The sequence below is a fragment of the Gordonia spumicola genome, assembly GCF_009932475.1.
GTDB classification, from domain to species: Bacteria; Actinomycetota; Actinomycetes; order Mycobacteriales; family Mycobacteriaceae; genus Gordonia; species Gordonia spumicola.
The window spans coordinates 340914-357134 of record NZ_BJOV01000005.1 but is presented as its reverse complement, the minus strand read 5'-3'; the positions used below and the strand labels follow the sequence as shown (position 1 = coordinate 357134).

The 16221-nt window shown below is 63.8% G+C and carries 9 protein-coding genes and 3 rRNA genes; 5 read left to right on the top strand and 7 right to left on the bottom strand.

Annotation, left to right across the window (positions count from 1 at the left end; translation table 11 throughout):
- Positions 1-5: 5 nt before the first annotated feature.
- The 4 genes from GYB83_RS12885 to GYB83_RS12870 are packed head-to-tail and all read left to right on the top strand — an operon-like array spanning position 6 to position 5111.
- Entirely contained in the window at positions 6-1481 is a 1476-nt protein-coding gene (locus GYB83_RS12885; RefSeq protein ID WP_161895895.1) for an NAD-dependent succinate-semialdehyde dehydrogenase, read from the top strand.
- Positions 1482-1537: 56 nt separating this feature from the next.
- Entirely contained in the window at positions 1538-3109 is a 1572-nt protein-coding gene (locus GYB83_RS12880; RefSeq protein WP_161895894.1) for an APC family permease, read from the top strand.
- On the top strand, positions 3106-4086 hold the full coding sequence (locus GYB83_RS12875; protein ID WP_161895893.1) for a nitrilase-related carbon-nitrogen hydrolase: 981 nt from the start codon (positions 3106-3108) through the stop codon (positions 4084-4086). Before GYB83_RS12880 ends, GYB83_RS12875 begins: the two co-directional genes overlap by 4 nt.
- 17 nt (positions 4087-4103) lie before the next feature.
- A complete protein-coding gene (locus GYB83_RS12870) occupies positions 4104-5111 on the top strand; it encodes an agmatine deiminase family protein (RefSeq protein ID WP_161897504.1) in 1008 nt (335 codons plus the stop codon).
- 92 nt (positions 5112-5203) lie between these two features.
- Here GYB83_RS12870 and GYB83_RS12865 read toward each other — a convergent pair whose 3' ends face one another.
- From GYB83_RS12865 to GYB83_RS12850, 4 genes are all read right to left on the bottom strand, one after another.
- Positions 5204-6340, bottom strand: a complete 1137-nt coding sequence (locus GYB83_RS12865) for a low temperature requirement protein A (protein WP_161895892.1) — start codon at positions 6338-6340, stop codon at positions 5204-5206.
- A 99-nt stretch (positions 6341-6439) separates the two neighbouring features.
- Positions 6440-6556 (bottom strand): 5S ribosomal RNA (gene rrf / locus GYB83_RS12860).
- A gap of 108 nt (positions 6557-6664) precedes the next feature.
- Positions 6665-9797 (bottom strand): 23S ribosomal RNA (locus tag GYB83_RS12855).
- Positions 9798-10241: 444 nt separating this feature from the next.
- Positions 10242-11762 (bottom strand): 16S ribosomal RNA (locus GYB83_RS12850).
- Together the 16S, 23S and 5S rRNA genes form the textbook arrangement of a ribosomal RNA operon.
- Positions 11763-12296: 534 nt before the next feature.
- On the opposite strand from GYB83_RS12850, the gene mftM reads away from it, so the two are divergent.
- A complete protein-coding gene (mftM, locus tag GYB83_RS12845) occupies positions 12297-13025 on the top strand; it encodes a mycofactocin oligosaccharide methyltransferase MftM (protein WP_161895891.1) in 729 nt (242 codons plus the stop codon).
- Positions 13026-13053: 28 nt separating this feature from the next.
- On the opposite strand, the gene GYB83_RS12840 is transcribed toward mftM, so the two are convergent.
- The 3 genes from GYB83_RS12840 to GYB83_RS12830 are packed head-to-tail and all read right to left on the bottom strand — an operon-like array spanning position 13054 to position 16192.
- Positions 13054-13701 (bottom strand): MadR family response regulator transcription factor, encoded by a 648-nt coding sequence (locus tag GYB83_RS12840; RefSeq protein WP_228461455.1) that lies wholly within the window; start codon positions 13699-13701, stop codon positions 13054-13056.
- Entirely contained in the window at positions 13698-15014 is a 1317-nt protein-coding gene (locus GYB83_RS12835; protein ID WP_161895889.1) for a MadS family sensor histidine kinase, read from the bottom strand. The genes GYB83_RS12840 and GYB83_RS12835 overlap by 4 nt, the downstream gene beginning before the upstream one ends.
- Positions 15011-16192 carry an iron-containing alcohol dehydrogenase gene (locus GYB83_RS12830; RefSeq protein ID WP_228461453.1) on the bottom strand — a complete coding sequence of 394 codons (1182 nt, stop codon included), beginning with the start codon at positions 16190-16192 and terminating at the stop codon, positions 15011-15013. The genes GYB83_RS12835 and GYB83_RS12830 overlap by 4 nt, the downstream gene beginning before the upstream one ends.
- Between the last annotated feature and the right edge of the window lie 29 nt (positions 16193-16221).

Sequence of the window (16221 nt, the reverse complement as noted above, 5' to 3'; positions counted from 1 at the left end):
CGGAGATGACTGACACCGTCCACGCCGACCGCGTGTCCGCGCTCCTCGCGGGTGTCCCGACCGGACTCTGGATCGACGGCGCATCCCGTCCGTCCGAGGCGGGCGCACAGTTCGACGTCCGCGACCCCGCGACCGGCGAGGTCCTCACGACCGTCGCCGACGCGACCGTCGCCGACGCGACGGCCGCCCTCGACTCGGCATCCGCCGTCGGCAAGGCCTGGGCGACCACCGCACCGCGCGAACGCTCGCTGATCCTGCGCCGCGCGTGGGAGCTCGTCGTCGAACGCACCGAGGACTTCGCCCTCCTCATGACGATCGAGATGGGCAAGACGCTCGCCGAGAGTCGTGGCGAGGTCGCCTACGGCGCCGAGTTCCTGCGCTGGTTCTCCGAGGAGGCCGTGCGCATCGGCGGTCGTACCGCGACCGCGCCGTCGGGCAACGGCCGCATCCTGGTCACCAAGGAGCCCGTCGGCCCGTGCCTGGCGATCACTCCGTGGAACTTCCCGCTCGCGATGGGCACCCGCAAGATCGGTCCAGCCCTCGCCGCGGGCTGCACCATGATCGTCAAACCGGCCGAGGACACCCCGCTCACCATGCTGCTGCTGGCGCAGGTGTTCGCCGACGCGGGCCTGCCCGCAGGCGTCCTGTCGGTGCTGCCGACGATGTCCGCGCCGACTGTCGTCGCATCGCTGATGACCGACTCCCGCCTGCGCAAGGTGTCGTTCACCGGCTCCACCGGCGTCGGCAAGAAGCTCATCGAGCAGTCCGCGGACCAGGTGCTGCGCACGTCGATGGAGCTCGGCGGCAATGCGCCGTTCATCGTCTTCGACGACGCCGACATCGACGCCGCGGTCGACGGCGCGATGGCCGCCAAGATGCGCAACGGCGGCGAAGCGTGCACCGCGGCCAACCGGATCCTCGTCCACAACCCGGTCCGCGAGCGGTTCACGGCCGCACTGTCGGCTCGGATCGCGGCGGGCGTCGTCGGTCCCGGATACGCCGACGGCACCACGCTCGGACCACTGATCAACGCGCGCCAGCGCGACTCGGTCGCATCGCTCGTCGGCGAGGCCGTCGACGCGGGCGCACGCGTGCACACCGGAGGCGCCCCTGTCGACGGACCTGGCTACTTCTACGCCCCGACCGTCATCGACGACGTCCCCGCGGGCGCACGGATCCTCACCGAGGAGATCTTCGGTCCCGTCGCCGTCATCACCGGATTCGACACCGAGGACGAGGCGATCGAACGCGCCAACGACACCGAGTACGGTCTCGCCGCGTATTTCTACACCACCAGCCTCGACCGCGCGTTGCGCGTCTCGTCGGCGCTCGAGTCGGGCATGGTCGGCGTCAATCGCGGCGTCATCTCCGATCCGGCCGCGCCGTTCGGCGGTGTCAAGCAGTCCGGTCTCGGCAGCGAGGGCGGCAGCGAGGGCATCGAGGAATACCTCAACACCAAGTACATCGCACTCACCCCCTGAACCGACGTGATAGCAGCTCTGTAAGCCCTTCTCCCCTCCCATCCACTGGAGCACCCATGGCCACACGAACCCCGGAGCCGGTACAGCCCGAGATCTCCAACAAAGGCTTGGCCGCCAATAAGATCGGCGTCTTCTCGGGCGCCGTGCTCGGCGTCTCCACAGTCGCCCCCGGTTACACCCTGACTGCGAGCATCGGTCTCATCGTGGCCGCGGTCGGCCTCAAGATGCCCGCCATCTTCATCGCGGGCTTCATCCCGATGTTCCTCACCGCGTACGCCTACCGCGAGCTGAACTCCGACACCACCGACGCGGGAGCCTCGTTCACCTGGTCGACGAAGGCGTTCGGCCCGTACGTCGGCTGGATGTGCGGCTGGGGCATGGTCCTGGCGACGATCATCGTCCTGTCGAACCTGGCGGCCGTCGGCGTCCAGTTCTTCTATCTGCTGCTCGCCAGACTGTTCAACCATCCCGGGTGGGAGGAACTCGGGACGTCGAACAAACCCGTCAACATCTTGACGACGCTGGTGCTCCTGGCGGCCGCCACCTATGTGTCGATGCGCGGCATCGAGACGAGTGAGCGCCTCCAGTACTGGCTGGTCGGCTTCCAGATGGTCGTGCTCGTGATCTTCTCGGTCTACGCATTCGTCAAGTCCGGCAGCAGCATCGGGCACCTCGAGTTCAGTTGGTCGTGGTTCAACCCGTTCGGCGGGGTCGGAAGCTTGTCGATCGCCGCGTTCGCGCTCGGCCTCACCGGTTCGATCTTCGCCTTCTGGGGCTGGGACACCTGCCTCACTCTCGGCGAGGAGTCGAAGGACGCCAAGCGCACCCCGGGACGGGCAGGCCTGCTGTGCGTGCTGACGATCCTCGGCACGTACCTGATGGTCGCCCTCGCCACCATGATGTACGCCGGTGTCGGCGAGACCGGCAACGGTCTCGGCAACACCGAGATCAGCGACAACGTGTTCGGTGCGCTCGCCGAGCCGGTGATGGGCCGGTGGGGCGGCATGTTCCTGTTCCTCGCCATCCTCGCGTCGGCCATCGCGAGCCTGCAGACCACCTTCCTGCCGGTGGCACGCACCATGCTCGCCATGGGCGCCTACAAGGCGTTCCCCGCCAAGTTCGCCGAGATCAGCCCGCGCTACCTGTCGCCTGCGTTCGCGTCGATCGTCGCCGGCGCCGTGACCGCGGTGTTCTACACCGCCGTCACGCTCCTGTCGGAGAAGACACTCGGCGACACGATCGCCGCGCTCGGCATCATGATCTGCTGGTACTACGGCATCACCGCATTCGCCTGCGTCTGGTACTTCCGCGGCGAACTCTTCGCCAACGCGCACAACATCGTCTACAAGTTCCTCTTCCCACTCCTCGGCGGAATCTCCCTCATCACGGTGTTCGTGATCTCGGTCCGCGAGAGCCTCAATCCCGACAACGGCAGCGGCGCGTCGATCTTCGGCATCGGCCTGGTCTTCTACATCGGCTTCGGCCTGCTCCTGCTCGGTGTCGTCCTCATGCTCGTCTGGCGCGCGGTGAATCCCGCGTTCTTCAAGGGCGAGACAATCCGACGGAGTCGCCCGGGTGAGCCGTTGCCCACCGCAGCCGACGCCCTCAGCAAGGAGATCGAAGCATGAAAATCGTGACCGCCCTCAGCGCGCCGGTCTCACACGCACGAGTGGACGAACCGACCCGGCCTCCGCTGCGCGTGGGCGTCGTCCAGCACCGCTGGCACGAATCCCACGACGATCTTCTCGCCGAATTGAACGAGGGCGTCGATCTCGCCGCGGCCGAGGGCGCCCGCGTGGTCTTCCTGCCCGAGTTGACGCTGAGCCGCTACCCGGCGTTCGTCCGCGGCGGCGACACTCCGGTCGACGGAGCCGAGGATCTGCTCACCGGGCCGACACTCGCCTTCGCACAGGCTGCGGCCGCCCGCCACGGCATCCTGGTGCACGCGTCGATCTACGAGAAGCAGTCCGGCGAGCGCGACGGCGAGTACACCGACGGTCTCGGCTTCAACACGGCGATCCTCGTCGACGCGAACGGACTCGTCGCACGCACCCGCAAGCTGCACATCCCCGTCACCGAGGGCTACTACGAGGACACGTACTTCCGTGGCGGCCCCGCATCCAACGGGGCCTACACCGTCCACACTCCGGAGGCGCTGGACGGCGCGCGGATCGGCATGCCGACCTGCTGGGACGAATGGTTCCCCGAGGTGGCGCGCATGTACTCGCTCGGCGGCGCGGAGATCATCGTGTACCCGACCGCCATCGGCTCCGAGCCCAGGCATCCCGAGTTCGACACGCAGCCGCTGTGGCAGCAGGTGATCGTCGGCAACGGCATCGCCAACGGCACCTTCATGGTGGTCCCCAACCGCCACGGAGACGAGGGCGAGATCACGTTCTACGGATCGTCGTTCATCTCCGACCCGTACGGCCGCGTCCTCGTTCAGGCTCCGCGCGACGAGTCGGCCGTGCTCGTTGCCGATCTCGATCTGGACCAGCGCCGCGACTGGCTCACGCTGTTCCCGTTCCTGTCGACGCGCCGCCCCGACACCTACGGTCGCATGACGGCCCCCGTCGACCGTTCGAACCCGATCGGTCACTCGTGACGGCCCCCGCATGGCGGATGCCCGCCGAGCACGAGCCCCACGAGCGGACGTGGATGGCGTACCCGTCGGCGGGATACTCGCTCGGCGACACCGAGACCGAACACCACGAGGCGCGGACCGCATGGGCGTCGGTGGCGAACGCGATCGTCGATCATGAACCGGTGAGCGTCGTCGTCGACCCGGACCAGACGCAGTACGCACGCAAGTACCTGTCGTCGTCGGTCGACATCGTCGAAGCTCCCCTCAACGACGCGTGGATGCGCGACATCGGGCCGACGTTCGTCGTCGCGCCCGATGGGACCGTCGGCGGCGTGGACTGGGTGTTCAACGGCTGGGGCGCCCAGGACTGGGCGCGCTGGGACCGCGACGAGAACATCGGACGCACGGTCATCGAACACGCCGGCGTCACGCGGATCGACTCCGACCTCGTCAACGAGGGCGGCGGCATCCAGGTCGACGGCATCGGGACCGTCCTGGTGACCGAGACCGTCCAGCTCGATCCCGGACGCAACCCAGGCATGTCGAAGGCCGACGTCGAACGCGAGCTCGCCCGCACTCTCGGCGTCGACACCGTCATCTGGCTGCCTCGCGGGCTGACCCGCGACTCCGAGCTGTACGGCACGCGTGGCCACGTCGACATCGTCGCCGCCATGCCGTCGCCCGGAACGGTGATCGTCCACGACCAGCGCAACCCGGAGCATCCCGACTTCGAGGTGTCCAAGCAGATCCGGGAAGTCCTCGCATCAGCCGTGAACTCGGCGGGCGACACGTTGCGGGTCGTCGACGTGCCCGCACCGGCTACGTTGACCGACGCCGAGGGCTTCGTCGACTACAGCTACATCAATCACTACGTCGGCAACGGCGTCGTGATCGCCTGCTCCTTCGACGACGCCGCCGACGCCGAGGCCGCCGAGATCCTCGGCTCGGTGTACCCGGGACGTACGGTGCTGACCGTCGACGCCCGTCCGATCTTCGAACGCGGCGGCGGCATCCACTGCATCACGCAGAATCAGCCGGCGAGGTAGTACTCGCGGCACTGCGCGCGACGCGGGCCCGCCGGCACACTGTGTCGGCGGGCCCGCGTCGTCGTACTGTCGCCCTCGTCGATGCGCCCTCGTCAATGCGCAAGGTAGGAGCTCTTCTCTCCTCGCTTCATGCCGATCACGTCGTCGGCGATGATCGCCGCGTAGACGACCACGGCGATCGCCGCGAGCTGCAGCCATTCCGCGACGTGGACGCCGAGGACCATCGTGCCGACGGCGAGGGCCGCGGCCAGCAGGCGCATGTAGGGTCGTGGAAGTCCGAGGATCGTCCGGAACGCGGCCTGGCCGGCGAGGTACAGTGCGACACCGCCTGCGAGTGCCCCGGCCGACGCCCAACTGGCCTCGCGTTCGCCGTGCCCGATGGACATGCCCAGGCCCGCGGCCGCGAAGACGATGCCGAGGAGCATGGGGACGAAGCAGTAGCCGTACGCGAGCAGCGCGGGCCTCGGGCGGTCCTCCACCGGCAGCCCGTCGAGTGCCTGTTCCCCGTGCTCGGCGTCCGTCCCGAAGAACGACCACCACATCACGTAGACGACGGTCAGTCCGAGCAGTACCTGCGCGAAGAACTGGGCGTTCATCGTCTCCTCGGCGAGACCGGTTCCGACGCCGATGATCGACTCGCCGATGGCGATGATGAGAACGAGTCCGTGCCGCTCGCAGAAATGCCCGGTCCGTAGGACGAACCCCCGCGGTGTCGACAGGAACGGTGAGACACCGATGATCACCAGACCCGCGCCCCACCACAGGTAACTCGAGGTTCCGTGGGTGTAGCCGCCGATGACGACGCACACTGCCGCCGCCATGTTCGTCGGTGCGACCCGCGCGATCGCCGCGGACGCCGATTCTCCCCCGCTCACCCGGAACAGGACGGCGTGGATCACGGTGACGCCGAGGAACGCCCAGCCGAACACGGTGCCGTGTCCGTGCACGGCGTCGGGCGCCGCCATCGCCAGGGTGAAGAACCCGAACATTCCCGCGACCAGCACCGTCCTCCGCGCCGGCGTGGTGGGTGCGACCTCGTTGGTCAGCCACACGTAACCGGAGTACATCCACCACACGATCGAGAACAGGAGGGCGATCGTCCCGACCGACGTCCAGCTCGGGTCGTGCACGAACGCGTGCGTGAACTGGGTGATCGTGAAGACGAAGACCAGGTCGAAGAACAACTCGAGGGTAGACGCTCCACGCCCCTCGCTATCGGCGTCACTCATGGACCGGAATGCTACTCCGGCGTCCCGGTATACGGGGAGGAGATGCGGAAAGCATTCGAGCCCCTCAACCACAAGGGTTGAGGGGCTCGAATAAGTTGAGTTCGGCGGTGTCCTACTCTCCCACACTGACTAAAGTGCAGTACCATCGGCGCTGGAGGGCTTAGCTTCCGGGTTCGGAATGGGGCCGGGCGTTTCCCCTCCGCTATAGCCACCGAAACAATATGAAACTATCAACAACCACCACCAACCATGGTAGTGGTCGTGTGTTGTTTCAGAAGTAGATAGTGGATGCGAACACACTCAAAAACAAAGTGTGTGAGTGTTGTTAGTAAGTCCTCGGCCTATTAGTACCAGTCACCTGAACACATTACTATGCTTACAGTTCTGGCCTATCAACCCCATAGTCTGTAGGGGGCCTTACCCACCCGAAGGTGGTGAGAAACCTCATCTTGGAACAGGCTTCCCGCTTAGATGCTTTCAGCGGTTATCCCTTCCGAACGTAGCTAACCAGCAGTGCCCTTGGTAGGACAACTGGCACACCAGAGGTTCGTCCGTCCCGGTCCTCTCGTACTAGGGACAGGTTTCCTCAAGTTTCTAATCGCGCGCGGCGGATAGAGACCGAACTGTCTCACGACGTTCTAAACCCAGCTCGCGTGCCGCTTTAATGGGCGAACAGCCCAACCCTTGGGACCTACTCCAGCCCCAGGATGCGACGAGCCGACATCGAGGTGCCAAACCATCCCGTCGATATGGACTCTTGGGGAAGATCAGCCTGTTATCCCCGGGGTACCTTTTATCCGTTGAGCGACACCGCTTCCACTTGCCGGTGCCGGATCACTAGTCCCGACTTTCGTCCCTGCTCGACATGTACGTCTCACAGTCAAGCTCCCTTGTGCACTTACACTCAACACCTGATTGCCATCCAGGCTGAGGGAACCTTTGGGCGCCTCCGTTACACTTTAGGAGGCAACCGCCCCAGTTAAACTACCCACCAGGCACTGTCCCTGAACCCGATCAGGGTCCGAGGTTAGAAGCCCAATACGATCAGAGTGGTATTTCAACGACGACTCCACCAACACTAGCGTGCCAGCCTCACAGTCTCCCACCTATCCTACACAAACCGTACCGAACACCAATACCAAGCTATAGTGAAGGTCCCGGGGTCTTTTCGTCCTGCCGCGCGAAACGAGCATCTTTACTCGTACTGCAATTTCGCCGAGTCTGTGGTTGAGACAGCAGAGAAGTCGTTACGCCATTCGTGCAGGTCGGAACTTACCCGACAAGGAATTTCGCTACCTTAGGATGGTTATAGTTACCACCGCCGTTTACTGGGGCTTAAATTCTCAGCTTCGCCACCCAAAAGTGACTAACCGGTCCTCTTAACCTTCCAGCACCGGGCAGGCGTCAGTCCGTATACATCGTCTTACGACTTCGCACGGACCTGTGTTTTTAGTAAACAGTCGCTTCTCTCTGGTCTCTGCGACCACCACCAGCTCCCACCGCAAAGGCGTTCACCAGCCGTGGTCCCCCTTCTCCCGAAGTTACGGGGGCAATTTGCCGAGTTCCTTAACCACAGTTATCTCGATCGCCTTAGTATTCTCTACCTGACCACCTGTGTCGGTTTGGGGTACGGGCCATGTACCAACTCGCTAGAGGCTTTTCTCGGCAGCATAGGATCACTGAATTCACCCCAACGGGCTACGCATCACCTCTCAGGATTATGTGCGACACGGATTTGCCTATGTCACTCCCTACAGGCTTACACCAGTACAACCACTGACTGGCCCAGCTACCTTCCTGCGTCACCCCATCACTTGACTACTACACCCAAGGTCCCACGCAGCCACCACCAGAGCAATCCGAAGAAAGCAAAGACAGCTTTTGGATGGTTAGTACAGATGATTCGCCACTGGACGCGGATACACGGGTACGGGAATATCAACCCGTTGTCCATCGACTACGCCTGTCGGCCTCGCCTTAGGTCCCGACTCACCCTGGGCGGATTAACCTGGCCCAGGAACCCTTGGTCATTCGGCGGACAAGTTTCTCACTTGTCTTTCGCTACTCATGCCTGCATTCTCACTCCCACACCCTCCACACCTAGATCACTCCGGCGCTTCCACGGATGCAGGACGCTCCCCTACCCACCCACACCACTAGACCACAAAAGTGGCCGATGTACATGTGTGAGTGCCGCGGCTTCGGCGGTGTACTTGAGCCCCGCTACATTGTCGGCGCAGGATCACTTGACCAGTGAGCTATTACGCACTCTTTCAAGGGTGGCTGCTTCTAAGCCAACCTCCTGGTTGTCTTCGCGACCCCACATCCTTTTCCACTTAGTACACGCTTAGGGGCCTTAGCCGGCGATCTGGGCTGTTTCCCTCTCGACTACGAAGCTTATCCCCCGCAGTCTCACTGCCACGCTCTCACTTACCGGCATTCGGAGTTTGGCTGACGTCAGTAACCTTGTAGGGCCCATCGGCCATCCAGTAGCTCTACCTCCAGTAAGAAACACGCAACGCTGCACCTAAATGCATTTCGGGGAGAACCAGCTATCACGGAGTTTGATTGGCCTTTCACCCCTACCCACAACTCATCCCCTCCATTTTCAACTGAAGTGGGTTCGGGCCTCCACAAAGTCTTACCTCTGCTTCACCCTGGCCATGGGTAGATCACTCCGCTTCGGGTCTAGACCCAGCGACTTGGGGCGCCCTATTCAGACTCGCTTTCGCTACGGCTACCCCACACGGGTTAACCTTGCCACTGAGCACTAACTCGCAGGCTCATTCTTCAAAAGGCACGCCATCACCCCACCACCCAAAGATGGAAGGCTCTGACGGATTGTAAGCGTCCGGTTTCAGGTACTATTTCACTCCCCTCCCGGGGTACTTTTCACCTTTCCCTCACGGTACTAGTCCGCTATCGGTCACCAGAAAGTATTTAGGCTTACCGGGTGGTCCCGGCAGATTCACAGCAGATTCCACGAGCCCGCTGCTACTTGGGAAACACTACAACCAGACCGCGCGTTTTCAGTTACGGGACTCTCACCCACTACGGCAGACCATTCCAGGCCACTTCACCTAACACACGATTTTCTTACTGGCCGACACGCCGGCAGACGCACCAATAATGCTCCCACAACCCCACACGCACAACCCCTGCCGAGTATCACATACGCATGGTTTAGCCTCATCCGCTTTCGCTCGCCACTACTCACGGAATCACTATTGTTTTCTCTTCCTGTGGGTACTGAGATGTTTCACTTCCCCACGTTCCCTCCACACCCCCTATATATTCAAGGGTGGGTAACACGACATAACTCGTGCTGGGTTTCCCCATTCGGACACCCTCGGATCACAGCTCGTTTGACAACTCCCCGAGGACTATCGCGGCCTACCACGTCCTTCATCGGCTCCTGGTACCAAGGCATCCACCGAACGCCCTAAAACACTTACAACAACACCCACAAACACACCACCACCCCACCACAACAACCCCGAAAGGCCATCACAGCTTCGTGCGGCACGAATGTGGACATCACAAAAATCAACATACATTTTGAAATTGCAATACGACACCTATATTTCAAGATGCTCGCATCCACTATCCACTTCTCAAACAACACACACCCACCCACACCCAACACCACACGACGTGGCGGAATGTCAGCGAGCAGAGACAACAACCACCACCCACCCCCACAAGGGCAGGACAGCGCGTGTTCTCTCAGAACCCCGATAGTGTGCAAAAAGACAACAGCCAGTCACCCGACTGCAACCACCAGCAGAACACCGACTCTCGCGGCGCCCAACCATCACGGTGGGTTCTTGTGTTTCACCCTATGAACAAACACCAACCCCAGCTGCGTTCGAGTGGGCGTTGGGTGTTGTCTGCTCCTTAGAAAGGAGGTGATCCAGCCGCACCTTCCGGTACGGCTACCTTGTTACGACTTCGTCCCAATCGCCGATCCCACCTTCGACGGCTCCCTCCCACAAGGGGTTAGGCCACCGGCTTCGGGTGTTACCGACTTTCATGACGTGACGGGCGGTGTGTACAAGGCCCGGGAACGTATTCACCGCAGCGTTGCTGATCTGCGATTACTAGCGACTCCGACTTCATGGGGTCGAGTTGCAGACCCCAATCCGAACTGAGACGCGCTTTAAGGGATTCGCTCCACCTCACGGTCTCGCAGCCCTCTGTACGCGCCATTGTAGCATGTGTGAAGCCCTGGACATAAGGGGCATGATGACTTGACGTCATCCCCACCTTCCTCCGAGTTGACCCCGGCAGTCTCCTGCAAGTCCCCGGCATAACCCGCTGGCAATACAGGACAAGGGTTGCGCTCGTTGCGGGACTTAACCCAACATCTCACGACACGAGCTGACGACAGCCATGCACCACCTGTACACCAACCACAAGGGGGGCTATATCTCTATAGCTTTCTAGTGTATGTCAAACCCAGGTAAGGTTCTTCGCGTTGCATCGAATTAATCCACATGCTCCGCCGCTTGTGCGGGCCCCCGTCAATTCCTTTGAGTTTTAGCCTTGCGGCCGTACTCCCCAGGCGGGGTACTTAATGCGTTAGCTACGGCACGGAATCCGTGAAATGGACCCCACACCTAGTACCCACCGTTTACGGCGTGGACTACCAGGGTATCTAATCCTGTTCGCTCCCCACGCTTTCGCTCCTCAGCGTCAGTTACTACCCAGAGACCCGCCTTCGCCACCGGTGTTCCTCCTGATATCTGCGCATTTCACCGCTACACCAGGAATTCCAGTCTCCCCTGTAGTACTCAAGTCTGCCCGTATCGCCTGCACGCCTGCAATTGAGTTGCAGAATTTCACAGACGACGCGACAAACCGCCTACGAGCTCTTTACGCCCAGTAATTCCGGACAACGCTCGCACCCTACGTATTACCGCGGCTGCTGGCACGTAGTTGGCCGGTGCTTCTTCTCCAGGTACCGTCACTCGCGCTTCGTCCCTGGCGAAAGAGGTTTACAACCCGAAGGCCGTCATCCCTCACGCGGCGTCGCTGCATCAGGCTTGCGCCCATTGTGCAATATTCCCCACTGCTGCCTCCCGTAGGAGTCTGGGCCGTGTCTCAGTCCCAGTGTGGCCGATCACCCTCTCAGGTCGGCTACCCGTCGTCGCCTTGGTAGGCCATTACCCCACCAACAAACTGATAGGCCGCGGGCCCATCCCAAACCGCAAAAGCTTTCCACCATCCACCATGAAGTAGAAGGTCATATCCAGTATTAGACCCAGTTTCCCAGGCTTATCCCAGAGTTTGGGGCAGATCACCCACGTGTTACTCACCCGTTCGCCACTCGAGTACCCCCGAAAGGGCCTTTCCGTTCGACTTGCATGTGTTAAGCACGCCGCCAGCGTTCGTCCTGAGCCAGGATCAAACTCTCCAACAAAAAATACAGAAACACGACCCGAAGACCGCAATTTCAGCACAAGCCAGAAAGCACAACCTGACCAAATCCAAAAAACTGACAAGAATTCAATCAAAAAACATCATCGTCCACCAAGGAACCATGATCTGTCCATCAATCCTTCATGCCACAAACCAAAAATATGTGGCACAAGAACATCTATTTTACACACTATCGAGTTCTCAAAGAACACACACCCACCAGCACCGATCCCCACAAACAGGGACTGAACTCCAGTGAACTTTGTATTGTACGCCGACCGGCTCGCGGCCAACTCTTCCAGCCTAGCACCACTGCGATCTGCTCTGCAAATCGCGGTTTCGGTTGGAAGTTCGTCGTCTGCGGCGTGGCCGCTTCGGACTCGACATAAGTTACGCAGGTCCAGACCGAATGCCAAATCGGCTGGTCAGAGAGGTGACGAACAGGTGATGTCCGCGTGAACCTGTCCGTTCGGACGGGAAGTTCGGCCCACTCAGACAGTTACGCGGGTGCCCGAGGCGTTCCTAACGTCGAGGCATGACGACCGCAGCGCTCCCACGCCAGTTCACGACCGAGACCGTCAGCGACGGTCTGCTGGTTCCGATACTCAGCGCGATGGTGACCGCGGGCGAGCTCGATGGACGCGCGGGCTTCGAGGACGCCATGGTCCGGGCCATCGAGGGCTGCGCCGACGAACCGGCCGACGGGTGGCACGCGTTCTACGTGAACTCTCTCGCCGAGCTCGACTCCGGCGTCGCCCCGTTCACTCCCATCCATCGTCGTGCGTTGAGTCTGCTGCGCGGACATCGCGTGCTCGAGGTCGGATCCTGCTTCGGCCTGTTCGCACTGCACTGCGCGCGCACCGGTCTGGACGTGCACGCGTGCGATGTCTGTCCCGGCGCCGTCGAACGACTCGACGAGGCCGCCCGTCGACTCACGCTGCCCGTGTCGTCGCGAGTGGCGGACGCCTGTGCTCTCCCCTACCCCGACGGTTCGATGGACACCGTGACCCTGATCCACCTGCTCGAACACCTCGAGCCCGCAGCCGCGGCGACGGCCGTCGACGAGGCCGTGCGGGTGGCTGCACGACGCGTGGTGATCGCAGTGCCCTTCGAGGAGGCCCCGTCGGAGCACTTCGGGCATGTCCAGGCCCTCACCGAGGACGACCTGATCGGCTGGGCCCTTCCGTGGATTCGTCGCGGCGTGCGCGCGTCCGTGTTCGTCGACCACGGAGGCTGGCTGGTCCTCGACCGGGTCGGCGGATGAGGAGGGCGCACATTCACGGGCCGGATTGTCAGATCAGCCCGCGCTTGCTCGCCACATAGACGGCGTCGGTACGACGGCTCACCCCGAGTTTGCGGATCACATTGCGGATGTGGAACTTCACGGTCGACTCCGAGATGAACAACGCGGCGCCGATCTGACTGTTCGACTCCCCGCGCGACAGATGGCGGAGCACCTCGCGCTCGCGGTCGGTGAGCTCGGACGCCGGATCGTGCCCCGCCGCCATGGTCCGCAGCACGCTGGTCGCACTGCGGGGGTCGAACGCACTTCCGCCGGTGGCGACCGCTCGGACGGCTCGCACCAGCTCCGTCGTGTCGACGTCCTTGACCACGTAGCCACGGGCGCCTGCCCGCACGGCTCGAACCACGAGGTCGTCGTCGAGGAACGTGGTGAGGACAAGGGTGGCGACCTCCGGATGTCGTGCGGTCAATTCCCCGATCAGCCGGAGACCGTCGTAGTCGGCTCCGGTGGTCAGCTTCAGATCGACGACGACCACGTCCGGCCCGACGAGCGCCACCTCGGCCATCGCCGCGTCGAACGAACCGGCCTCCCCGACCACGGTGACGTCGTCCGATCTGTCCAACAGCGCGCGGAGTCCCTCGCGCAGCAGCGCGTGGTCGTCGACGAGGACCGTCCGGATGGGATGTGGTGTGGTCACGGCTGCTCCTCGACCGGTGCCGGCAGGACGACGGCGATGCGGATCCCGTGCAGCCGCGATCGTCTGATCGCGAACGACCCGCCGCATTCCCGAGCCCGCGAGGCCATGTTGAGCAGGCCGCGACTGCGGCCCGCCGCGATGTCACCGCGCCGGGCCGATGTCAGCACCGCCCGCAGCGCGGCCGGATCACCGGAACCGTCGTCGTCGACGGTGAGTCGCACTCGATCGTCGTCGTACACGAGGGTCACGGCCACGCGCGTGGGCTCGGCGTGGACGGCGGCGTTGAACAGCGACTCACCGGCGATCCGAAGGAGCGCGTGCTGGGCGTCGCCGGACAGATCGCGGACCCGGCCGCGCACGGCGACCTTCGCATCGACGTCCGGCGGCATGTGCAGCGCGCAGAGCTCGGCGAGGGTGTCCGCGATGCTCGACGACGGCTCCGGCGACTGGGTGAGTGTGAAGATCGCTCCGCGCAGGTGTTCCATGGCGTCGCGACTGAGCCGGACAGCCTTCTCGAGGTGGTCGGCCGCGGCGGGAGTGACCTCTCCGCGGCACAACTCCATCTGCAGGCCCGCCGAGAGGACGGTCTGGCCGACGGAGTCGTGCAGTTCCCGCGCGATGCGCGCCCGTTCCCCGCTGAGCAGGGCCGACCGTTGAACGGCCGACAGTTCGCGTTGGGTCTGCACGAGCTCGTCGTTGCGTTCGGCCAGTTCGGCCGCACGTCGCTGAGCCTGCAGGAACAGCGAGGAGTTGACCAACGCCACCGTCGCCTGTCCCGCCAAGATCTTCAGCACGGTCACATCCGCGGGGTCGACCGTCCGATCCGGGCGGGTCCACGCGGACAGCCCGCCGACGACGGCCCCGTCGAGCTCGACCGGAACGTGGACGTGGTGATCGTCGACGACCGGCGCGTGCAGGACCGTCACCTCCCCACGCAGCACGTCGTTGAGCCTGTTCAACACCGGATCGGGCAGGGCCGTGGGAGGCTCGGCGATCGTCACGCCTTCGAACGCGAACACCTCGCCCCGGGGGCCCGCGATGAGGTGCCGCGGCCCGGTCCCCGACAACTGCCCGTCGGCCAGCGCGAACAGCACCCACTCGGCGTCGAGATGCGTGCGCACCGTCTCGACGACGGCGACGACCAGGTTCTCCGGGCCCGCGGCGGTCTGCACCAGTGCCTTGGAGATCCCCTCGAGGGCGAGCATCACTCGGCTCAGCCGCGCTTCGCTGCCCCGGTACTGGGCGTAGTGCCCGCCCTTCACCGTCCGCAGCCCGACGAGAGATGCGAGGTCGGGATCGACGGGCGACGTCACAACGCCTGCCGGTACATGTCGGCGACGTCGTGGCCGTCGGGTCGGCGCGGGTTCGTGATCATGCACGAGTCGGCGAGGGCGTTCGCGGTGAGCAGGTCCAGATCGCCTTCGGCCACGCCGAGCCCGGCGAGTCCGTCGGGCAGCCCGACGCGGGTGCGAAGACGCGCCACGGCGTCGGCCAGCCGATCGGCGACGGTCCGCGCGTCGCCGCCGGTCGACAGCCCGACGGCGTCGGCGAGGCGGACGAAGTCGTCCGCGCAGACCACCGCGTTGTAGCGGATGACGTGCGGGAGCAGGACCGCGTTGATCGTTCCGTGCGGGGCGTCGCAGTGACCGCCTACCGGATGGCTCATCGCGTGTGCGGCGCCGAGGATCGCGTTGGTGAACGCCATGCCCGCCCGCAGCGACGCGAGCGACATCTCCTCGCCCGCGTCCGGATCGCTCGGATCGTCGACGAGGCGCTCGATGTTGGTCCAGACCCCGGTCAACGCCTCGACGGCGAGTGAATCGGTGAGTCGCCCGCGCGCGAGCGACACGTACGCCTCGATGCAGTGGGTCAGCGTGTCCATGCCCGCCTGCGCGGTCACCTCCGGCGGGGCCGTCGTCAGCATCGTCGGGTCGATCACGGTCACATTCGGCACCAGGGACCGCCCGATGATCGTGATCTTGGTGCGGCGTTCGGGGTCGTTGACGATGCAGAACTGCGACACGTCGGCTCCGCTGCCCGCGGTCGTCGGCACGACGACGACCGGCGGCAACGGTCGTCGTGCCTTGTCGATGCCCTCGTACTCGAGGATCAGCCCGCCGTTGGACGCCAGGACCGCGACGCCCTTCGCCGCATCGATCACCGATCCACCGCCGAGCGCGACGAGCCCGTCCGCACCGTGCGCCTGGTAGGCGGCGAAGCCGTCGGCGATCTCCTGCGCCCGCGGGTTCGGCGAGACGTCGAGGTGCGCGCCGGGCGTCAGCCCCTGACGTCGCAGGTCGGCGACCAGATCGCCGTACCAGCGAGTCCGCTCGATCGTGCGGTCGGAGACGATGAGCGGTCGGCGCACCCCGAGCCCGGCGACCGCCACCGCGGCCTCCACGAAGGCCCCACGCCCGAGGACGATCTCCGGCGTGTGGAACTTCGCCACCGCCGAGGGGCGCCGCCACCCGGCTCCGCCGACATCGCTCACCGGCCGTCCACCTCCCTGTGCTCGCCCGG